Genomic DNA, 20,132 nt, shown 5'->3' on the forward strand with positions numbered 1-20,132 from the left:
CCTCTAATTTAAGGTAATACGATAACCTTATTTTCTTTTGACTCTTTATATAGAACAATTGTATGTCCAATAACTTGAACAAGCTCTGCACGAGTACCTTTTACTAGGCTATCAGCAACATCATAACGATCTTCGTCACAATTTTGTAAGATACTAACTTTTAAAAGTTCTCTAACCTCTAAAGCTTCACCAATTTGTTTAATCATATTTTCGTTCACGCCACCTTTACCAACCTGAAAGATTGGGTTTAGATGATGTGCTTTTGAACGTAAGAAACGTTTTTGTTTACCAGTTAACATGTGTGACCTCCAAGATTTATTTCTAGTTGTTTTATTGCTTTCTCTATGTTCGGAAAAATTCCAGTCCATTCTTCAAAAGCTAATGCCCCTTGATTGACAAACATACCAATGCCATTTTGAATAATAGCATCATTTTTTTCTGCTTCAATCAAGAACGCTGTTTTATATGGATTATATATTAAATCAGATACTACTGTACCTTTTTTTATCTTCATTGGTGATAATGGTACTAACCCCTCATTTGGATGCATACCAATTGACGTGGTTTGAATGATAACGGAGTACTTATGTAAATTCATTTCAGCATCCGCTAATGATTGAATTTGTACTTTCCGGGCCATTTGATCATTCAATAAGGAAGTCGCTCTCTCTAAACTTCGATTTGCAATCGTTAAGTTTGTTGCACCTAAATGAAATAAAGAATATAGAATTGCTCTAGCAGCCCCGCCAGCTCCAATAATAAGAATACTCTCTTCCGTTATTGGCTTATTCAATAGTGGTTCTAGACTTTTAACAAATCCGATCCCATCTGTATTTTTACCAATAAGTCTCCCATTTTGATTAATGACGGTATTAACAGCCCCAATTTCTTTGGCTAAAGGATCAATTTCATCTAAATAAGACATCACATCTACTTTTAACGGTGCAGTGACATTAAAGCCATTTACATCTTTACGAAACTGTTCCACCGTCTCCTTTAAATCAGCAGGGGATACGTTTTTTGCAAGATACGTTGCTGGAATCTGATGTTGCTTAAACCACTCATTGTGCATTGCAGGCGACATTGAGTGCTCGATTGGTTGACCAATCACATAAAATTGCTTCATCATTCATCCTCTCCCTCGTTCTAATTAGATGAGTGATTTACGTATTGTTACTCCTACACCTTTTGGAACATGTGCCACAATTTTCGCTCCTGGCTCATTCACTGTAACCCATCCTAATCCAGAAAATACAACATCTATTTTAGGCTCTTTGATTGTATATTCATGTTTTACTAATGCTGGTAATTCTTTTGCTTGTTCTCCAAAAGGTGGAACTAATATTTCTCCAGCTTGGCGTTCATATAAACTATCCGCATTCTCTAACTTCGTACGGTGAATGTTCAGTTCATTTGAAAAATGACATGTAAATGCTCTTCTACCGCCAGAAACATAATCAAAACGGCCTAACCCACCAAAAAATAAAGTTTGCCCTTCATTTAATTGGAAGACCATTGGTTTAATTTCTTTTTTTGGCGTAATCATTTTAAGTCCTTTTCCGTCCACAAAATGAGCCATTTGATGATGGTTAATGATTCCCGGTGTATCAATTAAATCACTGTGATCATCTAATGGAATTTGAATTAAATCCAAAGTTGTTCCTGGGAAGTGAGATGTCGTAATGACATTTTTATTTTCTTCACTATATTTTTTTATCATTGCATTAATAAATGTAGACTTACCAACATTTGTACAACCCACAACATAAACATCTTTGCCCTCGCGATGATGTTCAATACTTGCAGCTAGTACATCAAGCCCTAAACCATTTGACGCACTAATTAGATGAACATCAACAGCATGAAGCCCCCAATCATTAGCCATTGAACGCATCCATTGGATTAGTTTATTCTTTTTCACTGATTTAGGAATTAAGTCCGCTTTATTTCCTACTAATAATACTTTATTATTTCCAACAAAGCGGTGTAAACCATTTAACCAACTACCTGAAAAATCAAAGATGTCTACAACTTTCACAACAAGTGCATCAGTACTTCCAATTCCATTTAAAATACGAATGAAGTCATCATCTGTTAATTCTACATCTTGGATTTCATTATAGTTTTTTAAACGAAAGCATCGTTTACAAATTACTTCATCTTTTTGTACAGATGAAGGTGGCGCATAGCCTAATTTCTTAGGATCCTCTGACTGAATTTCTGCTCCACAGCCTATGCATCTTATTTCTTGTGTACTCACTTCTTGTCCTCCCAATATAATAATCCTTTTCTTCTAAAGGAAGCTAATATTTTTCGTTCAATCATACGATTAAATCTTGTATAAAGTCCATCTGTACTCGCGACAGGCACAACTAAAATTGTATGGATTCCTTGTCTATTTCCACCAAGTATATCAGTTAATAACTGATCTCCAATCATAACAACTTCATCTGCTTTTAAATTTAAAAGCTTAAATGCACGTTTATAGGCAATAGACAATGGTTTTCTAGCTCTAGGAATAAATGGTATTCCTAATGGATCACAGAATTTACCAACTCTTGTTTCATTGTTATTTGAAACAACCGCTATTTTAATCCCAGCATCATCCATTTTTTTAAACCATTCTGTTAATACTGGTGTCGCCTCAGGACGATCCCATTCAACTAACGTATTATCTAAATCTGTAATAATGCCCTTAATGCCCATCTTTTTTAAATGATCAGGCGAAATATCTAATACAGAGTGATAAAATTCATTCGGCAAAAACTTTTTTAACATCATGCACCTCATAAAATATTCTAAAAATTGTTCGACAAATTCCAACAACGAGCAAATTGTGGATAACTTCATTCACACTTTACACCTGTCGTGTTTCTACAAATTCAGAAATTACAAACAGTTTACACACAACTTATCCACTATCCCCTGTGGATATTTGAACAGTTGTACCATAAATAAAAATTTGATACATTAATTTCACAAAACATATTTCCATTCAACCACAAATTTTTTGGAGGTGTAATTAAATGGTAAATACAATGTTCAGATTAAGTGACGAGCTATTATTAGAGTCTTATGTAAAAGCTGTTAAACTTCAACTCGATCATGAATTTATTCTTTTAGTTGAAAATGAACTTTCCCGTAGAGGACTTGATTGTTATATAAAAATTTCCTCTTAATGTATGCTCTATCCGATCAAAAGATAAAAAATTTTACTCCTTTAAAATACAAGCACTCTTTACAATAACAGAAAAAGCAATATCTTTCTACAATGAATAGTAAAATCAAGGTTTATTGTACGATTAATGTAATTTACCTAAAGGTTGTCCCACAATTATGGCTTGCCCAGATTTTAAGGAATTATCAGGTTCAAAGCTATCTTTTTCAAAAAGTAACACTACTGTCGAACCAAAAGAAAAATATCCTGCTTCATTACCCTTAATGATTTCTTTCTCTTTATTTGTAACAACAATCGTATTAACAAACATTGCTCCTACTTTTATCATCGCTATGTATTTATTATTTACCATATTTTTTATTTCAGATATAACTCGATAATTTTTTGAAAGAGGATCTTTTCCGTATTTAAGTCCTGCTTGATTAACTGGATAAGATTTACTACCAAGTTCAAAATGAGATGTTACTTCACCATCTACCGGAAAATGAATTCGATGATAATGACTTGGGCTTAAGTACAATACCATATAATAGCCTTGATTATACTTATCTGCTACCCCTTTTGAACCTAACATATCGATAATACTATATGTTTTGCCTTTCACAATAAATTGAATATCTTCGTCGATTAAACCATGCGATTCTAATACACCATCTACTGGACAAGCAATTTCATTTTCAATCGTTGTGATTGTCCTTGCATCTTTTTTCAACTCTCGAGTAAATAATGAATGAAGAGTTGGAAAATTTTTTAAATCATTTAGACTTTCATCCATATTTAAATTAAAAGCTTTCACATATGGTTTAATCATTAATTTACTAATTCTAGAATTAGAAAACCATCTAAGAAAACCTGACGACAAACGGTTATTTGTTAGTTCGATAAACATTCGATAAAAAGACTGTTTCATTTATTAACTCCTATCTTTTATTTCCGATTAAAATGTTCTATTCTTTAGTATTGTACTTCAACAGATACATTATTTCTAAACTAATTTGTAAATAGTTTAGAGACTACGCCCTAATAACTTTCCCATCTTTTTTAAACCCTTCTCAAATTTCTTTATTAAGATTTAACAACCATTTAATGAACGATAACAATCCTGATGATATACTCATTATACAGGTTAAGGTCAATTTAAAAAATTGTAAGCTAAACCAATGTTTGGTATTGGGACTTTTAAGAGTTTGTAATTTCCAATAGCATTCGTAAAAAATTTGACTCTTAGCTTTTAATCAGCATAAATCCTTTGATAATATAGATAATTAAGCTGTCCAAAATTGGTACAGCTTCTTTTTTATTACGCCGTATTACTCGAATTATTTAAGCTTTTAAATGAAGCAAAACAAGGTATAATTAGTAATAATTAGATCCAAGATACTCTGAATGGGGGAAATACATGAATAGTGAACTTCAAACAAACAGTCTAAAGAATATTCTACTACCTAACGAGCGAAAATCTGCCTTAAAAACATTAGGATACTATATACTTTTCTTTATAATAGGTACAAATCTATTAGTCATATTTAGTATGATTTGGTTAGTTATTTTTCATCGTTTATTTGATTTTAATCTTTCAGATCTACAAATAAATAGTTTTATTGACAACTTTGGAGTTTATGCAGATTTAATATCTGATGCTCTAAGTCTATATTGGCTTTACTACTATACTAAAAAGCACGGTATTTTGACTTTACGAAAAATCAATCTCACTTGGAAAGACATTCTATTAATCATCGGTTCATTTATTGCCATCACACTTTTTTCTTATGGAATCACAACGGTCTTTGATTTATTTAACGCTTCAGTCCAAACGCCAAATAACCAAACTGTTGTAGAAGATTATTTAAAGATTAGTCCACTTCCTATGATTATTTCTGCCGTTTTTTTAGCACCTTTAAAGGAAGAATGGTTAACACGAAAACTAATCATTGGGTCCATATTTAAAAATCATCCTGTGATCGGTGTCATTGTTAGCTCATTATGCTTTGGATTACTTCACATGATTGCAGGCTTTTCAATTTTTGGACTACTGCAATATTCACTTGCTGGCTTATTATTTGGGATTCTTTATGTACGAACTAAAAAAATAGAAGTTTCAATTGCTGCTCATTTTTTAAACAATTTCATTTCGATTTGTATTTTTTATTTTAGTTTGAAATAATCGTACCCTTTGTGGTACGTTTTTTTCTATAAACAAACATATTTTTGAGGTGTTTTTATGAATTACATAGTTATTTTTATAGGAGGGGCCATTGGTGCAATCTGCCGGTATACCTTAGGTAATTTTATTTCTTACTCACCAGGAGATTTCCCAATGAATACCTTTATCATCAATATGATCGGCTGTTTATTTTTAGGATTTTTCCTTACTTACACAAAAAAGAAGTTCAGTAAAGAACTGATCTTACTAATTGGCACTGGATTTACTGGTGCATTCACTACCTTCTCTACTTTTTCACTTGAGAACGTAAAATTAATTGAGGACGGACAATTGATTACTAGTTTTCTGTATGTATTCATCAGCTTAGGAATCGGAATATGCCTATCTTATTTAGGATATTTATTAGCTGTACAAATTCTTAAACGGAAAGGAGAATCAATCTCTTGATCTTTGTCATACTCGGGGGTGGATTTGGGGCAATCACTCGTTATGCTTTAGGGAATCTCATTTCTAGAAAAAATAATACACCACTTCCACTTGGAACTTTTCTTATAAATGTGAGTGGCTCTTTTCTATTAGGCATGATTAATCGCTTATTTCTAAGTCATTCTATTAATCAATCATTGTGGTTATTGTTTGGTGTTGGCTTTTTAGGTGCATATACAACTTTTTCTACGTTTGGATATGAAACCATCAATTTACTGATTCAAAAGAAAATCATGACAGCTGTTATTTATGTCCTTCTATCAGCAGCATTTGGCATACTTTTTGCCGAGGTTGGCTTTCACTTACCAATATAATATTTATTGCCTTGTGATATGGAGATCACAAGGCTATTTTTATAGAAAGAAATTTGTTTAGTTTCAATATTTAGAAGTATTTCGATTATTCGGCCGTTTCACATGATAATTCGACCATTTTATCGGTTAATTCAACCGTTTTTCGGATATTTCAACCGTTTTGGACAATAATTCAACCGTTTTAACCAATAATTCAGCCATTCTCACTTTTTACGAGCAACTCTCATAATTATATGAGCTGTTTTTCCAGTTATATGGGCCGTTTTTCAATTATATCGGCCATTCCATCAATTATATCGGCCATTTTAAATTTATATCGGCCATTCCATCAATTATATCGGCCATTTTAAATTTATATCGGCCATTCCATCAATTATATCGGCCATTTTAAATTTAACGGCCTTCATTAATAGAGTTCTGCTTTTAAGATCCTTTTAAAAACAAGTAAATGAACTAATTCTTCTGAGGTCTATCCCAAAAAACATCCAAAATCTACCATTCCATCTAAAACCTGCAACTGAGTTTCGTCCTACAAATGTAGGAAAAAACCAGAATTGTTCATCATCTCGTAGCCAAACATAAGTATTTCGACGTAAACAACCTGAAATTGCTCCTGGATCTACTGCAAATGGTGTCACACTGGCTTGTTGAGGAACAAATGATGGTGGTGGAGCAGTTGGTGCTTGCTGTGGTGAGCTAGTTGGAGGCAATGGTTGACTTGGCGGGAATCCTGTTGGTGGTAATGATGGTTGGCTCGGCGGGAATCCTGTTGATGGGAATGATGGTAGGCTTGGTGGTGGAGTTGTTGGGAATTGGGGAAACTGTGGGCCTACTCTATAATAATACATTCAATCCATCTCCTTTTTTAGTCATTTCAATAGCCTATGCAAGAAAGTATTGGAGGGGTTGGGCGAGAATTCTATTTTTAATTAGGACATCGAATAGATGATAACAAAAAAACCCAACAAAGAAATATTGTTACGTGTTCTTATATCCATTGTTTTTTAACCATTTTTTATTATTTCTTTCTCGTATTAATCCCTAATAAAAGAAAACATTGAGTCATTTTTCCAATTATATGGGCCATTTTCCATTTAACAGCCTTCATTAAGTGTATTATTCTATTAAATTCCTTTTAAAAACAAGTAAACGTACTAATTCTTCTGAGATCTATTCCATAATACGCCCAGAATCTACCAAACCATCTAAAACCTGAAACCGAATTACGTCCTACAAATGTTGGATAAAACCAGAAATGCTCACCATTACGCAACCAAACATAAGTATTTCGATACAAACATCTTGAAATAGCTCCCGGATCTACAGCGTAAAGAGAAGGCACTGGCTGCTGAGGAATAAAGTGAGGTGGAGCAGCAGTTGGTGCAGCAGTTGGTGGATGCTGTGGCGAGCCACCTGGGAATTGTGGTATTGGTTGGCTTGGTGGGAATCCTGTTGGTGGTACTGATGGTTGACTTGGATGCGGACTTGTTGGGAATTGCTGAACTCTAAAATAATCCATTCGATACATCTCCTTTTAAGTCATTTTCCATAGCCTATGCAAGAAAGTATTGGAGGGTTTGGGCAGAGATACTATTTTTTATTAGGACATCGAATAGATCGTTTGCTCTCCAAAATGAACATATAAAAAACGCAACGAAGAAATTTCGTTACGTGTTCTTATATCCATTAGAAACCTCCATAAGAAAGTTTTCAATTAATCTTTTATTTTTTTGATTAACTAACCTTATCTATTATTAATTTCTTCCTTATTATTTCTAGGAAAGTTCTTTCTTTTATTAATTATGGATAACAGTGAGAAAACAACCCCCGCTAAAACTAATACAGGAAAGGTTATCGTTTTATCCCTTGAATAATTATTCCATGCGTAAATAGCTAAAAAAATTATAATTAAAATCAAATTATATACTTTGTATTTATTCATTTTTTCTCTCCATTCATCAAATTCACTTCTTGTCGAAACTACATTTATTTAGAATTCTTCATAAAAGGAATAATCTCCTTCCTATTCTGCCAAGAAGGAGTTTCCAGTCACTCTATCAAATTTATATCAATACGGATACAAAACACTTAAGAAAGAAGGTGTTAATATGCTTGGTAATATTGGTTTTCCTGGATTGATTTTAATTATTATCATTCTCTTAGTATTTTTTTGTGTTTGGGGCGTATTAAAAATGATGAAGAAGTGATTGTTGTAGGACAATACGCATTATTTATTAGTACTAATTTCAGGAGGAAAGAACAAGATGAAAAATAGACATCTATTCTTATTTGGAGGTGGTCCCCCCTTCACCTCAATACTAGGCAATAAGTTTGCAGAACTCTCCTCTACTAAAGAACATAAAATTGCCATTTTATTTATCGAAACATCGGATTCAGAAAAATATTTACCAATTTACACAAGTGTTTTGAAACAACAAGGACTAAACAATTTTGTATTTCTCCCACTTTCTTTAACACCTTCAGCAACATTCCTTGAAGAATTACGTACTTGTTCAGGAATTGTCATTGGTGGTGGAAATACTGAGCTTTATCAAAATTATTTAATGGAATCATCAATCGGTCATCACATAAAAACGGTATATAACGAAGGAATCCCAGTTGCAGGTTTCTCAGCAGGTGCTTTAGTCAGTTTGAAAAATTGTGTGGTTCAATCTAAAAATGATCCACTATTCTTAGAGGGTTTGGGCTTACTCAATGATTGCCTTATTCAAGTTCATTTTTCTTCTACTGACGAAGAAAGTTTAAAATCAGCATTAATAGAAACGAATAGTGCAATTGGTTACGGTATTAGTGAAAACTCCGGAATCTATTTTGAAAATGAAACGTTATCTTTAACTGAAGGGACTATTCATCCTATTGAATTGAACTATCAAAACAAATAAAGAGCTTGTAGCCTCATTACAACGTAACAAAGGCTACAAGCTCTTTTTATTTGTTAATTAGTATGCCCAATTACCATTACGCATAATTGGTTCAGTTGTGCCGTCTGCTTTTACTCCATCAATGTTCAATTCAGGAGAACCAATCATGAAGTCAACGTGAGTTAAGCTTTGGTTAATACCAAGTTTAGCTTGTTCTTCAGAAGGTAATTTTTCTCCATCTTTCATATTGTTTGGATAAGCTTTACCTAAAGCTAAATGACAAGAAGCATTTTCGTCAAATAATGTGTTATAGAAAATTAAACCAGAGTTTGAGATTGGTGAGTCATGAGGTACAAGTGCAACTTCACCTAAACGACGAGCACCTTCATCTGTTTCTAGTAAATGCTTCAATGTGTCATATCCAACTTCTGCTGAATAATCTACAACTGAACCATTTTCAAATGTTAATGAGAATCTCTCAATGACATTTCCACCGTAATTTAATGGATAAGTACTTGTTACTTTTCCATTAACTCCGTGGCTGTGAGGCATTGAGAATACTTCTTCAGTAGGGATGTTTGGATTAAACCATTTTCCATCCTCACTGTAAGCTCCTCCGCCTTTCCAAACATGATTGTCTACTAAATCTAAAGATAAATCAGTGCCTGGTGCTTTAAATAGCAATGTTTTATATTGTTTATCATTTAATTGCGTTACTTTTTCTTGTAACGTATCATTATGTACATTCCAAGCCTCAATTGGATTATCTTTGTCTACACGACAGATTTTAAATACTGATTCCCAAAGTAATTCCATTCCTTTTTCTTCTGTTTCGTTTGGATACACTTTTGCTACCCATTCAACACATGGAATTGCAACAATTGACCAACGAATTTTATCAGCCATCATATATTCACGATAAGCATGAAGTGCTGTTGCACCTGTTTTATTTGCTGTTGCAATACGTTTAGGATCAATTCCTTTTAAAAGATCAGGATTTGGTGCAAGAATATTAAGGACTGCCCCACCATTTTTTGCTAAGTCTTCCATTCCTTTTGCTTTCCATTCAGGGAATTCAGAAAAAGCTTCTTCTGGAGCTAATTCGAATTTTGTACGAGTAATTTCATCGTCATTCCAATCGATATAAACATGTTTAGCTCCTGCTTGATAAGCATATTTTACAACTTTACGTACATATGGAGCTGTAACGATTGGTGCATTGATATGAAGCGTTTGGCCTTCTTCAACATTGACTCCTATTTTTACTGCTAGTTCAGCATACTTTTCTAGTAATTGATCAAAGTGACTCATATTTTCCCCTCCATTTATGTGGTTTTCATACCAATAATCATTATATATTAATTTTCAGAATTTTAATAATAAATCGCATAAAATATTACTATTAATTCTGACATTATTTGCATAATGACTGTAAATCCTCAAAAAATGTAGGATATGAAACGTTGATTGCTTCTTTTCTTTTTAAACTAACTTCGCTATCAGTAATTAAATTTGCAATGGCTAGCATCATACCAATTCGATGATCTCCGTGACTGTCTACTTCTCCACCGTGCAAGCTAGTTTTACCATGTATAATCATTCCATCATCAGTCGGCTCAATATTCGCACCAAGTTTTCTTAATTCATTTACTACTGTATCAATACGGTTTGTTTCTTTAACCTTTAATTCCTGTGCATCCTTAATGATGGTTGTACCAGTTGCTTGTGTTGCAGCTAAAGCAATGATTGGGATTTCATCGATAGCTCTTGGAATGACATCTCCGCTTATGATCGTTCCTTTTAAGTCTGATGTTTCGATGATTAAATCGGCAACACGTTCAAAAGATTGGACACGTTCATTTTGAATGCTTATTAATGCACCCATTTTTACTAAAATATCAATGATTCCGGTTCTAGTTTGATTAATCCCTACATTCTTTAACACAATTCTGCTATTTGGAGTAATCGCGCCTGCAACTAAGAAAAATGCTGCCGAAGAAATGTCTCCTGGAACTTCAATTGTTGTTGCTTTTAATGTTTGGCCACCAGTAATTGAAACTTTGTTCCCTTCTTCAATTACATATACTCCGAAAGCTTGAAGCATACGCTCAGTATGATCTCTTGACTTACTAGGTTCTGTTACACTTGTCGTTCCATTTGCTTGAAGACCTGCCAAAAGAATAGCAGATTTTACTTGAGCGCTTGCTACTGGTGATTGATAATCCATTGCTTCAAGATTACCACCACGAATCGAAAGTGGACAATACGTTCCATTTTGACGACCATCAATTTTAGCTCCCATTTGGCTTAATGGTCCTGTCACACGTTTCATTGGTCGTTTTGCAATTGAGTCGTCCCCTTGTAGGCTAACATGAAACGGTAAACCTGCTAAAATTCCAAGCATTAAACGAATCGTGGTTCCAGAGTTACCTACATCTAATACTCTTGTCGGCTCATTTAATTTAGAGAGTCCATTTCCTTGTATCTCTACTGAAGAACCTTCTTGCTTAATAGAAACACCTAATTCACGAAAACATGAAATCGTACTAAGGCAATCCTCACCAGCTAAAAAATTTGTTATTTTTGTTGTACCTGTTGCCATCGAACCAAACATAACTGAACGATGTGAGATTGATTTATCACCTGGAATATTAATTCTTCCTTCTAGTTTCACAGATTTCTTTTTTTCTTCGCTCAATTTCATCGTTGATTCCCTCCTCTAGCATTTGAAAAGTCTGCTTTAGAATTGTTTCGAATAAGCTCTAAACTCCTCTAGATTTTCTTGAATTTGTTTCATTTGGTCTTTACCAAATTGTTCAATTAATTCATTTGCTAGTTCCCACGCAACGACTGATTCTGCTACTACACATGCCGCTGGTACTGCACAGCTATCTGATCGTTCAACACTTGCTTCATAAACTTCTTTTGTCATAATATCTACGCTTTTTAATGGTTTATATAATGTAGGAATCGGCTTCATAACACCTTTTACAACAATCGGCATTCCAGTTGTCATCCCACCTTCAAAACCGCCAGCGTTATTTGTACTTCTTCTATATCCATTTTCGGCATCCCAAATAATTTCATCATGAACTTGGCTACCTGGCAATGATGCTGCTTCAAAACCAATTCCGATTTCAACACCCTTAAATGCATTGATCCCCATAATTGCAGCTGCTAGTTTTGCATCTAATTTTCGATCATAATGAACATAACTTCCAACTCCAATTGGCATGCCTTCAGCAATAATTTCTACAACGCCACCAACTGAATCACCTTGCTTTTTCGCCTCATCAATACAATCTTTCATTTCTTGTTCAACTTGAGAATCCACACATCGCACTGGAGAAATTTCTGCTTTTTCCTTAATTTCTTTAATTGTCACATGATGTTCGATCGTAGCTTTCACTCCACCAATTTCAATAACATGACCAGCTACTTCAACACCTAACTCTTTTAATATTTTTTTCGCAACTGCACCAACCGCAACTCTGGCAGCTGTTTCTCTAGCTGATGAACGTTCTAATACATTTCTCAAATCCTTGTGACCATATTTTATTGCCCCATTTAAGTCTGCATGCCCTGGTCTTGGTCTTGTTAATTTTCTTTTTACTTCTTCCTCTTCCTCATTTGAGATTGGCTCTGATCCCATAATTTTTGTCCAATGTTTAAAATCATCGTTAACGACTACAAGTGTAATTGGTGAACCTAATGTTTTCCCGTGACGAACACCACTTAAAATTTCCACAGTATCTGTTTCGATCTGCATTCTTCTTCCTCGGCCGTGACCACCTTGTCTTCGTTTTAATTCACCATTTATCTCTTCAGCAGTTATTGTTAAACCAGCTGGAACGCCTTCAATAATTACTGTCAGCTGTGGTCCGTGTGATTCACCTGCAGTTAAATACCTCATATCGTTTATCTCCTTAGTAGGTCAGAATTAGTATAAAAAGCCCCTACTGAACCGATCAGCAGGGACGAAAGTTATCGCAGTACCACTCAGTTGATGTTGAGTTTCCTCGATATAATCAGTTAGTACCCTTTCCCCTTTTATACAGAATTATGAAAGTTTTGCAGTAAAGCTTTTCATTTCATTCATAAATTCATTAAATTGTGGAATGTTCATTTGCTGTGCTGCATCTGAAAGCGCTACAGCAGGATCTGGGTGAACTTCTGCCATAACTGCATCTGCACCAATTGCGATCGCAGCTTTTGCAGTAGGAAGTAATAAATCTCTACGTCCTGTACTATGTGTAACATCCACGATAACTGGTAAATGTGTTTCTTTCTTTAAAATTGGAACCGCTGATATATCTAACGTATTACGTGTTGCTTTTTCATATGTGCGTATACCACGCTCACATAAAATTATTTGATCGTTTCCTTGTGTGATAATATATTCTGCTGCATTAATGAATTCTTCAATTGTTGCAGCTAACCCTCTTTTTAATAAAACTGGTTTATTCACTTTACCAACTGTTCTTAAAAGATCAAAGTTTTGCATATTACGAGCACCAATTTGAATCACATCAACGTATTCTAATGCCATTTCTACATCATTTGGATTTAAAATTTCACTAATTACACCAAGGCCATACTCATCCGCTACTTTACGTAAAATTTGCAGTCCTTCTAATCCTAATCCTTGGAAATCATATGGTGAAGTACGTGGCTTAAATGCTCCACCTCGCATTAACTTTAATCCTTGTTCTTTCATTGCTTTTGCAACTGCGCGAACTTGATCTACGCTCTCAACAGCACAAGGTCCCATAATGAAAGTTTGTTTACCACTTCCTAGTGCCTCACCATTTACATTAACAATTGTATTTTCAGCCTTCATTTTTCTAGATACAAGCAATGCTTTTCGATGATCATCTTCTTGAAGCTCTAAGCTCGCTTGGAAAATTGTTTTAAACATATGTTGCATTGTAGATGTTTCAAAAGGACCTTTATTGTAATCAGCAACCATATTTAATACTTCACGCTCGCGCTCTGGATCAAATCGATTAATGCCATGTTTAATTTTTTCTTTCCCAATTTCTTGAACTACTTTACCACGTTCATTTAATAATTCGATTAATTGTAAGTTAATTTCATCAACCTTTTGACGTAATTGATCTAATTTTTGTTCACTCATGTTTTCTCTTCCTCTTCACTTTATTTTTATTATTTTGGTTTAATTGTTTTGTAATCATCACAAAAACTTCTTTTTTGGTATTTCATAATGAATAGTGTTGTTATTCTAATAGAGTTTCTAATTGATTATAAATCACAAACACGTAAGATGCTTAGAAAAAGCTTACGGTTGTGATTTCAAGGAGACTCCTTTCCAAATTCTTCATGTTAAAAAGCTGAAAGCAACTAAAATAAAAAACGCCCCTGTCTATTAATGACAGGGACGATGTTTACCGCGGTACCACCCTAATTGTGAACTGAATTGTTCACCACTTACATTGTTAACGATCAAAGAAGACCGTCTTCCTAAAGTAAAATTTAGAAAGAAGCTCCAGGAGTGAAATTCATGCTAACCTTTTGTACTGACTTCCACCTACCGTCAGCTCTCTGTAACAAAATTTGTTGGCACTACTGTTGTCCCTTCACTGCATTTTTTTATATAAAATTAAAAGCCCTACTGGATAAACCAGTAGGGACGAATTTATTCGCGGTACCACCCTAATTGTAGATTAATCATCTACCACTTCATTTTGTTAACGATCAGAATAGACCGTTTCCCCCTAATAGACTAGTTCAAAACAGTTTATTAATATACTGTTTGATCTACCATCTACTTTGAAGAAAATGCTCCAGGAGTGAAATTCATTAAGGACTATGTACTGACTTGCACCTTCCGTCAGCTCTCTAAAACAGGGAGACCTTCACTACTTTGTTCCTTTCATTGCATAACTATTTAATTTTATTATCTTCCAAAACTTATAAGGGTTGTTTTATTATTAGAATTATATGCTTGGATTTTTTTAATGTCAACATATTTGATCCAAATTAACAAAAAATTCTTATATATTTACAATCTGGCTTTGTTTTTAATAACTTGAGGACCTTTACTACCTAAAATCCCCCCAATTATACACCTTCTTTTTTAATTTTTGTATCATTATTTTTATGTGAATTTTATTATCTTCTCTTTTATCTTTTTTTCATATAGTACAGACACACACAGGCACTTTTTCTCATAAAATAGATAACACATTACCCTACCTTCAATAGGAGTGATCATATGCCTGGATTACTGACAGCTTTGAGCTATTTCTTAAAAGAAGTGTTTGTGTTTGTTTCGTATGTGAAAAATAACGCATTTCCACAGCCCCTATCCTCCGCACAAGAAACCTTGTACCTAGAGCGTATGGCAAAAGGGGATAAAGAAGCGCGGAATTTATTAATTGAGCATAATTTACGATTAGTTGCACACATTGTAAAAAAATTCGAAAATACTGGTGAAGACGCAGAGGATTTGATTTCAATTGGAACAATTGGCCTCATTAAAGCCATTGAAAGCTTCGTTCAAGGAAAAGGTACGAAATTAGCAACGTATGCTGCAAGATGTATCGAAAATGAAATCTTAATGCATTTACGAGCTCTCAAAAAGACAAAAAAAGATGTTTCATTACACGATCCAATCGGACAGGATAAAGAAGGCAATGAAATTTCCTTACTGGATATTTTAAAAGCTGAGTCTGATGATGTAGTTGATCAAATCCAGTTAAGTATGGAGCTTGAAAAAATTAAACACTATATCAAAATTTTGGATGATCGAGAAAAGGAAGTAATTGTTCAGCGCTTTGGAATTGATATGGATAAAGAATTAACCCAACGTGAAATCGCAAAAAAATTAAATATATCAAGAAGTTATGTTTCTCGTATTGAAAAACGAGCTTTGATGAAAATGTTCCACGAATTTGCAAGAGAAGAAAAAGAGAAGGAAAAGAAAAAGAAGCGGAATTAATAAAGTGAAACTTCCATCAGTGGGGTTTTCTTTATCCCCCACTGATGGTTAGCCCACCCAATCGGGCTTTTACGGGCAGTTATCCCCCACCTATCTTCTCGCATCTCTCTTAATCTTGAAGTGAGGGTCTTACTACCCGTTAATCCGGGATAAATTTTACTAATAACATTTCGATAGTAAGAATAGGTGGGCTATCTACTTTTGACTAATAGCCCTTTTTATTCAGAATTTAAACTCTAAATGTAAGATAACATTTATTTTTCATCAAATGTATTTAAAGAAAGTAACCGAATAAGAATCTGGTTTAATCGAGCTTCCTTTTCCATAATGTTTCCAAAAAATCCTACGTCTACAGCCTCAACAATCGGAAGTGCAATTTTTACTCTATTTAATCCTTCCTCAGTAGGTGAAAGTATTATCTCACGTTTATCAGAAGGGTTTTTTGTTCTAATAATTAACCCTTTTGTTTCAAGAGTTCTTACAACGTCAGAAACCATCATACAGTTTGAGTGGGTAAACTCTGACAGTTTTTTTTGTGTAACTTTTTCCCCACAGCTATTAAGAAAATCACTAGCAGCTAATAAGACGAATTGTGCATGAGTTAAACTAATTTTATTCAGTTCCTTTGTAATCATTCTTTGCCATGTTTGAGTAACTCTCCATAGTAAAAAACCCAAACTTTCATTTGGTTCATTAAATTTTGAATTCCATTCCATTTATATCCACACCCATATCATTCACTATTGTAATAAAATCTTCCTTCTGAATTTCGAAATGACCTCTTCGAAATAACAAGCCAATATTTGGATTATTTTTCGTAAACAACAGTTTAGATTTTACAGATGCCAGACTTGTATTTTGACAATCATAATATTCAATATCGATTCGGTAAGGTATGAAATTCGGACTCATCTCAAATTGATAAGCTATTCCATTTTTCACTTTACCAATTGCTGTAAAGGATTGAAGTGGTTTTCCTTCTGGGTATGCTGTTTTAGGTGAATAGTAAATTAACCAATCTTCTTCTTTCATCTTTTTTAACGGAGCGCATTTCCCATGACAAAGCTGAGCATAACCCCCTTTTACACCTAACTTAACATGTTCTTCAGAGACAACTCCAATCCAAAATTTATTGCTCATAGCACTTCTCCTTTTGACTAAATATCAAGATTTGCCAACGGGTTAACCACCATACATAAAATAGTATGCACACTTATTAATTTAATAATAAGCACACTTACTATTTTTGTTTTTTTTAACAGTCTTTTTTAATTATTCCAACCATAATGGTTTGTAATATTTCTTGTTGCAAAGTGATTCTGTTACGTAAAGGAATTTAAATAACAAAAAGAGCCTTCAAATTATAGAAGGCCCTAGCTATTTATTGATTAAATGATTAATAAACCTGAAATTGTTTGTTTAAAATTGTTCTTCATTTTGTAGCTTACGATTAAAATGATTCGATAACATGAAAAAACCGAACGCAGCAATTAACAACGCAAATACAATAATCTCCATCATTTCAACTTTTTGAGAAGTCACTCCGTCTTTTGGAAGGAGCGTACCAATATAGAAAAAAGATGATAATGCAGTTAAAATCGCACCATAAGTTTTAAAATCACGTACTTTAGCTTTTAATTTTTTTAATTTCATATTTTGCACCTTCCTTTCAATAACGTCCTATTGAATATAACATATTTTATACATGGAAAGTGCTTGTAATTTTCTCCAAAATAGGTAGGAATTTTAAACATGATAGCTTCCTTTTTTTATTCGCCCAGTTTGAATGCATTTATAAATATATTCCGAATAAACATTAATTGTAGATTATAAACTGGAGGCGAAATACATATGACTATTCACATATTCAATAGTAGGGATGACATTGCTTCAATGTTGACTTCCCCAGAATCACACGCGGCACAACCAGAATTTTTAACAGAACAACTTTTCATTGAACGGTCATTAACCGAAAATAAATTTTGGCTACGAATTATGAAGGAACACTCCTATTTTTTAAGTGAAGGATTTAATAAGAAGGATACAAATCTTATTCAACAAGCTGATCGATTTTATCATTATTTCGAGGAGCAAGAAAAAAGAGCTTATCAAACACCAAATAATGTAGCTGCGGTCCGAAAGTTAAATGAGGATTCCATCCAACTTGTTTTAGGACTACGGAATTTCAAACGAAATCTTTTAATCATGATTATCAACTGCAAAGTCATGGGATTTAACTTCCCTCTTCTTGTCGATCATATTGCTCGTGAAGCTGAATATTTTATGCGCACGTTGAAAAAATTTAATGATGGCATATTAGATCCAATTCAAGATGCCATCATTAAAGAAAATGTTTTTTGGCTTAAAATTATGATGGAACATTCTCGATTTATTGCTTCGCTATTAGATCAGTCAGAAAGAAATTTAGTAAAAAGTGCATTGAAATTTGGGGATGATTTTGAAGTTCTTCTTAATCAGGCTAGAGATGTTGAATCAATGTTATTAAAGAAACAACCTACTTATCCGATTATCGGTAAAATGAATAAGGATAGTGAAACTGCAACTGAAGAGCTTCGAAACTTTAAACAAGCAGGGTTAGATTTCATCAAAACCTGTCAAATTAAAAGTGTTATCGATCCATTATTAGCTGATCACGTGGTTAGGGAAGCCAACCATTTTCTATATATGATTTCAATGTTAGAACAAAGATTAAAAATGAAACAACAAGAACAACCAACTTCATAAGAATTAGGATTAAGGGGTAAGAGGTAAGGAAAGATTCCTGTTAAATAAGTATTGATAGTTAATCGAAGGAAAAAGGACAAATATTTTTATATTTGTCCTTTCTTATATTATTTGATTTCCGCCTGAATCTTAAGACTTTCAAATCCACGGAACGCAATATTTCCTCTAAGAGTTGGTTCTTCAACTAATATAGGATTTTGTAAATGTGTCACTAACTTTTCTAAGGCAATTTGTCCTTCTAATCTTGCAAGAGGTGCCCCTAAGCAAAAATGTGGACCTGAAGAAAAAGACAAGTGTTTGATGTTTTGCCGTGTAATATCAAATTGCTCTGGATTCTCCGTAACCTCTGGATCGTAATTTGCTCCACCTAGGGCGACTATGATAAAATCTGCCTTTTTAATTTGTTGACCGCCAAACTCAAAATCTTCTTTTGCCAACCTAGAAGTAAGGATTACAGGCGATTCAAATCTTAAAGTTTCTTCAATAGCTGAAGGTATAAGGGATAAATCTTTGGTTAGCATTTCATATTGTTTTGGATTTTTTAATAATAAATAGAAGCAGTTCGTAATTAAATTTACAGTTGTTTCATGACCTGCAATTAAAAGTAAAAGGCAAGTCGCTACCATTTCCATTTCACTTAATTGGTCACTAGACTCTTCGGCTGCAATCAATCCACTAATCAAATCTTCTTTTGGTTCATTTCTTCTTTTGGCTATGAGACTTCTGAAATAATTAGATGCCTCTTCAATATCCCCAGCTATCTTTTCTAAATCACTCATGGTTGTATTAAAATCAATAAATTTCACAAAAGCATCAGACCATTTGCGGAACAGCTCACGATCCTCTTTTGGTACACCTATAAACTCGGTGATGACAAAAACAGGAAGCAGATAGGAAAACTCACGTATGAGCTCATGCTCGATTTTACCTTTCATTTGCACGATTAAATAATCCACTAATTCATTAATAGTAGGTCTTAATTTTTCAATCATTCTTGGCGTGAATGCTTTGTTTACAAGATTTCTTAATCGAGTATGATCCGGTGCATCTTTGAAAAGCATCATACTCTGGTTTATTTCAATTGCTGGCTTCACGCTTTCTGGAACAACAACTAACTGTTCTAATGGCAGATTTCCTTCCTCGCGAATAAACCGAGGGTCTTTTAATGCCGCTTCTGCTTCTTTAAAACCTGTGATTAGCCACCCTTCTGCTTGAAAAAATTTCGTCTTCAAAACAGGACTTTGTTTTCTAGCCATTGCAAAAAAAGAATACGGATCTTGAATAAAGCGCTCTGGGTTAATACCAGTTTGATTGATCATGTTATGTATCTCCTCAAATAGAATTTATACATTAATAACTATTTAGGATAAACCAGAATATTCCTTCTAATTTGAACTACAAG

Annotated in this window: 22 protein-coding genes and 2 other annotated features; of the genes, 7 read left to right on the plus strand and 15 right to left on the minus strand. The window is 33.8% G+C overall.

The window, feature by feature from the left end:
* Positions 1 to 8: 8 nt before the first annotated feature.
* From yhbY to J5Y03_RS01010, 4 genes are read right to left on the minus strand one after another with little or no spacing between them, the layout of a single operon-like run.
* Positions 9 to 299, minus strand: coding sequence for a ribosome assembly RNA-binding protein YhbY (yhbY, locus tag J5Y03_RS00995; protein ID WP_209401462.1), 291 nt, complete (start codon positions 297 to 299; stop codon positions 9 to 11).
* A complete protein-coding gene (gene aroE, locus J5Y03_RS01000) occupies positions 293 to 1,126 on the minus strand; it encodes a shikimate dehydrogenase (RefSeq protein ID WP_209402183.1) in 834 nt (277 codons plus the stop codon). Before aroE ends, yhbY begins: the two co-directional genes overlap by 7 nt.
* 24 nt (positions 1,127 to 1,150) lie before the next feature.
* The gene (yqeH, locus tag J5Y03_RS01005) at positions 1,151 to 2,260 is read right to left on the minus strand and encodes a ribosome biogenesis GTPase YqeH (RefSeq protein WP_209401464.1); all 1,110 of its coding nucleotides are present in this window, start codon (positions 2,258 to 2,260) and stop codon (positions 1,151 to 1,153) included.
* Positions 2,257 to 2,778, minus strand: a complete 522-nt coding sequence (locus J5Y03_RS01010) for a YqeG family HAD IIIA-type phosphatase (protein ID WP_209401466.1) — start codon at positions 2,776 to 2,778, stop codon at positions 2,257 to 2,259. The genes yqeH and J5Y03_RS01010 overlap by 4 nt, the downstream gene beginning before the upstream one ends.
* A 260-nt stretch (positions 2,779 to 3,038) precedes the next feature.
* Between J5Y03_RS01010 and sda the strand changes: the two genes are divergently transcribed.
* Positions 3,039 to 3,179, plus strand: a complete 141-nt coding sequence (gene sda / locus J5Y03_RS01015; protein ID WP_209402185.1) for a sporulation histidine kinase inhibitor Sda — start codon at positions 3,039 to 3,041, stop codon at positions 3,177 to 3,179.
* Positions 3,180 to 3,302: 123 nt separating this feature from the next.
* Here the strand turns inward: sda and J5Y03_RS01020 are convergent, their stop codons facing one another.
* Complete coding sequence (locus J5Y03_RS01020) at positions 3,303 to 4,088, minus strand: phosphatidylserine decarboxylase (protein ID WP_209401468.1); 786 nt, start codon at positions 4,086 to 4,088, stop codon at positions 3,303 to 3,305.
* Positions 4,089 to 4,577: 489 nt separating this feature from the next.
* On the opposite strand from J5Y03_RS01020, the gene J5Y03_RS01025 reads away from it, so the two are divergent.
* The 3 genes from J5Y03_RS01025 to crcB (J5Y03_RS01035) are packed head-to-tail and all read left to right on the plus strand — an operon-like array spanning position 4,578 to position 6,142.
* Positions 4,578 to 5,342, plus strand: coding sequence for a CPBP family intramembrane glutamic endopeptidase (locus tag J5Y03_RS01025; protein ID WP_209401470.1), 765 nt, complete (start codon positions 4,578 to 4,580; stop codon positions 5,340 to 5,342).
* A 57-nt stretch (positions 5,343 to 5,399) separates the two neighbouring features.
* On the plus strand, positions 5,400 to 5,789 hold the full coding sequence (gene crcB, locus J5Y03_RS01030) for a fluoride efflux transporter CrcB (RefSeq protein WP_209401472.1): 390 nt from the start codon (positions 5,400 to 5,402) through the stop codon (positions 5,787 to 5,789).
* The gene (crcB, locus tag J5Y03_RS01035) at positions 5,786 to 6,142 is read left to right on the plus strand and encodes a fluoride efflux transporter CrcB (protein ID WP_209401474.1); all 357 of its coding nucleotides are present in this window, start codon (positions 5,786 to 5,788) and stop codon (positions 6,140 to 6,142) included. The genes crcB (J5Y03_RS01030) and crcB (J5Y03_RS01035) overlap by 4 nt, the downstream gene beginning before the upstream one ends.
* Positions 6,143 to 6,576: 434 nt before the next feature.
* On the opposite strand, the gene J5Y03_RS01040 is transcribed toward crcB (J5Y03_RS01035), so the two are convergent.
* Positions 6,577 to 6,990 (minus strand): collagen-like protein, encoded by a 414-nt coding sequence (locus J5Y03_RS01040; protein ID WP_245208681.1) that lies wholly within the window; start codon positions 6,988 to 6,990, stop codon positions 6,577 to 6,579.
* A gap of 287 nt (positions 6,991 to 7,277) precedes the next feature.
* The gene (locus tag J5Y03_RS01045; protein ID WP_209401476.1) at positions 7,278 to 7,661 is read right to left on the minus strand and encodes a hypothetical protein; all 384 of its coding nucleotides are present in this window, start codon (positions 7,659 to 7,661) and stop codon (positions 7,278 to 7,280) included.
* Between the two features lie 745 nt (positions 7,662 to 8,406).
* Between J5Y03_RS01045 and J5Y03_RS01050 the strand changes: the two genes are divergently transcribed.
* Positions 8,407 to 9,045: a Type 1 glutamine amidotransferase-like domain-containing protein gene (locus J5Y03_RS01050; RefSeq protein ID WP_209401478.1), complete on the plus strand. Its 639-nt coding sequence runs from the start codon at positions 8,407 to 8,409 to the stop codon at positions 9,043 to 9,045.
* Positions 9,046 to 9,102: 57 nt separating this feature from the next.
* Here the strand turns inward: J5Y03_RS01050 and J5Y03_RS01055 are convergent, their stop codons facing one another.
* From J5Y03_RS01055 to J5Y03_RS01070, 4 genes are all read right to left on the minus strand, one after another.
* Entirely contained in the window at positions 9,103 to 10,335 is a 1,233-nt protein-coding gene (locus J5Y03_RS01055; protein ID WP_209401480.1) for an aminopeptidase, read from the minus strand.
* Between the two features lie 103 nt (positions 10,336 to 10,438).
* Entirely contained in the window at positions 10,439 to 11,728 is a 1,290-nt protein-coding gene (gene aroA / locus J5Y03_RS01060) for a 3-phosphoshikimate 1-carboxyvinyltransferase (protein ID WP_209401482.1), read from the minus strand.
* Between the two features lie 36 nt (positions 11,729 to 11,764).
* A complete protein-coding gene (gene aroC, locus J5Y03_RS01065; protein WP_209401484.1) occupies positions 11,765 to 12,937 on the minus strand; it encodes a chorismate synthase in 1,173 nt (390 codons plus the stop codon).
* Positions 12,938 to 13,084: 147 nt separating this feature from the next.
* Positions 13,085 to 14,161, minus strand: a complete 1,077-nt coding sequence (locus tag J5Y03_RS01070) for a bifunctional 3-deoxy-7-phosphoheptulonate synthase/chorismate mutase (protein ID WP_209401486.1) — start codon at positions 14,159 to 14,161, stop codon at positions 13,085 to 13,087.
* A gap of 254 nt (positions 14,162 to 14,415) precedes the next feature.
* Positions 14,416 to 14,634: a binding site (T-box leader), on the minus strand.
* 33 nt (positions 14,635 to 14,667) lie between these two features.
* Positions 14,668 to 14,930: a binding site (T-box leader), on the minus strand.
* 329 nt (positions 14,931 to 15,259) lie between these two features.
* Here J5Y03_RS01070 and sigK point away from each other — a divergent pair.
* Positions 15,260 to 15,985, plus strand: a complete 726-nt coding sequence (gene sigK, locus J5Y03_RS01075; RefSeq protein ID WP_209401488.1) for an RNA polymerase sporulation sigma factor SigK — start codon at positions 15,260 to 15,262, stop codon at positions 15,983 to 15,985.
* A 254-nt stretch (positions 15,986 to 16,239) separates the two neighbouring features.
* Here sigK and J5Y03_RS01080 read toward each other — a convergent pair whose 3' ends face one another.
* From J5Y03_RS01080 to J5Y03_RS01090, 3 genes are all read right to left on the minus strand, one after another.
* A complete protein-coding gene (locus tag J5Y03_RS01080) occupies positions 16,240 to 16,701 on the minus strand; it encodes a MarR family winged helix-turn-helix transcriptional regulator (RefSeq protein ID WP_209401490.1) in 462 nt (153 codons plus the stop codon).
* Positions 16,679 to 17,125, minus strand: a complete 447-nt coding sequence (locus tag J5Y03_RS01085; RefSeq protein WP_209401492.1) for an EVE domain-containing protein — start codon at positions 17,123 to 17,125, stop codon at positions 16,679 to 16,681. The genes J5Y03_RS01080 and J5Y03_RS01085 overlap by 23 nt, the downstream gene beginning before the upstream one ends.
* 279 nt (positions 17,126 to 17,404) lie before the next feature.
* On the minus strand, positions 17,405 to 17,638 hold the full coding sequence (locus J5Y03_RS01090) for a YrhC family protein (protein WP_209401500.1): 234 nt from the start codon (positions 17,636 to 17,638) through the stop codon (positions 17,405 to 17,407).
* Positions 17,639 to 17,836: 198 nt separating this feature from the next.
* On the opposite strand from J5Y03_RS01090, the gene J5Y03_RS01095 reads away from it, so the two are divergent.
* The gene (locus J5Y03_RS01095; protein WP_209401502.1) at positions 17,837 to 18,730 is read left to right on the plus strand and encodes a DUF2935 domain-containing protein; all 894 of its coding nucleotides are present in this window, start codon (positions 17,837 to 17,839) and stop codon (positions 18,728 to 18,730) included.
* Between the two features lie 107 nt (positions 18,731 to 18,837).
* On the opposite strand, the gene J5Y03_RS01100 is transcribed toward J5Y03_RS01095, so the two are convergent.
* The gene (locus J5Y03_RS01100) at positions 18,838 to 20,049 is read right to left on the minus strand and encodes a cytochrome P450 (RefSeq protein WP_209401504.1); all 1,212 of its coding nucleotides are present in this window, start codon (positions 20,047 to 20,049) and stop codon (positions 18,838 to 18,840) included.
* Positions 20,050 to 20,132: the final 83 nt, after the last annotated feature.

Origin of the sequence: Gottfriedia endophytica, from assembly GCF_017814275.1 — a bacterium.
Classification (GTDB): Bacteria; Bacillota; Bacilli; order Bacillales; family Bacillaceae_G; genus Gottfriedia; species Gottfriedia endophytica.

Bases quoted from the DNA above. Each gene is read 5' to 3' on its own strand.
- crcB (WP_209401472.1), top strand. From the start codon at position 5,400: ATGAATTACATAGTTATTTTTATAGGAGGGGCCATTGGTGCAATCTGC.
- J5Y03_RS01050 (WP_209401478.1), top strand. From the start codon at position 8,407: ATGAAAAATAGACATCTATTCTTATTTGGAGGTGGTCCCCCCTTCACC.
- aroC (WP_209401484.1), bottom strand. From the start codon at position 12,937: ATGAGGTATTTAACTGCAGGTGAATCACACGGACCACAGCTGACAGTA.
- J5Y03_RS01080 (WP_209401490.1), bottom strand. From the start codon at position 16,701: ATGGAATGGAATTCAAAATTTAATGAACCAAATGAAAGTTTGGGTTTT.
- J5Y03_RS01085 (WP_209401492.1), bottom strand. From the start codon at position 17,125: ATGAGCAATAAATTTTGGATTGGAGTTGTCTCTGAAGAACATGTTAAG.
- J5Y03_RS01055 (WP_209401480.1), bottom strand. From the start codon at position 10,335: ATGAGTCACTTTGATCAATTACTAGAAAAGTATGCTGAACTAGCAGTA.
- J5Y03_RS01070 (WP_209401486.1), bottom strand. From the start codon at position 14,161: ATGAGTGAACAAAAATTAGATCAATTACGTCAAAAGGTTGATGAAATT.
- J5Y03_RS01045 (WP_209401476.1), bottom strand. From the start codon at position 7,661: ATGGATTATTTTAGAGTTCAGCAATTCCCAACAAGTCCGCATCCAAGT.
- J5Y03_RS01010 (WP_209401466.1), bottom strand. From the start codon at position 2,778: ATGTTAAAAAAGTTTTTGCCGAATGAATTTTATCACTCTGTATTAGAT.
- sda (WP_209402185.1), top strand. From the start codon at position 3,039: ATGTTCAGATTAAGTGACGAGCTATTATTAGAGTCTTATGTAAAAGCT.
- J5Y03_RS01090 (WP_209401500.1), bottom strand. From the start codon at position 17,638: ATGAAATTAAAAAAATTAAAAGCTAAAGTACGTGATTTTAAAACTTAT.
- J5Y03_RS01020 (WP_209401468.1), bottom strand. From the start codon at position 4,088: ATGAAACAGTCTTTTTATCGAATGTTTATCGAACTAACAAATAACCGT.
- sigK (WP_209401488.1), top strand. From the start codon at position 15,260: ATGCCTGGATTACTGACAGCTTTGAGCTATTTCTTAAAAGAAGTGTTT.
- J5Y03_RS01040 (WP_245208681.1), bottom strand. From the start codon at position 6,990: ATGTATTATTATAGAGTAGGCCCACAGTTTCCCCAATTCCCAACAACT.
- aroA (WP_209401482.1), bottom strand. From the start codon at position 11,728: ATGAAATTGAGCGAAGAAAAAAAGAAATCTGTGAAACTAGAAGGAAGA.
- J5Y03_RS01100 (WP_209401504.1), bottom strand. From the start codon at position 20,049: ATGATCAATCAAACTGGTATTAACCCAGAGCGCTTTATTCAAGATCCG.
- yhbY (WP_209401462.1), bottom strand. From the start codon at position 299: ATGTTAACTGGTAAACAAAAACGTTTCTTACGTTCAAAAGCACATCAT.
- J5Y03_RS01025 (WP_209401470.1), top strand. From the start codon at position 4,578: ATGAATAGTGAACTTCAAACAAACAGTCTAAAGAATATTCTACTACCT.
- aroE (WP_209402183.1), bottom strand. From the start codon at position 1,126: ATGAAGCAATTTTATGTGATTGGTCAACCAATCGAGCACTCAATGTCG.
- J5Y03_RS01095 (WP_209401502.1), top strand. From the start codon at position 17,837: ATGACTATTCACATATTCAATAGTAGGGATGACATTGCTTCAATGTTG.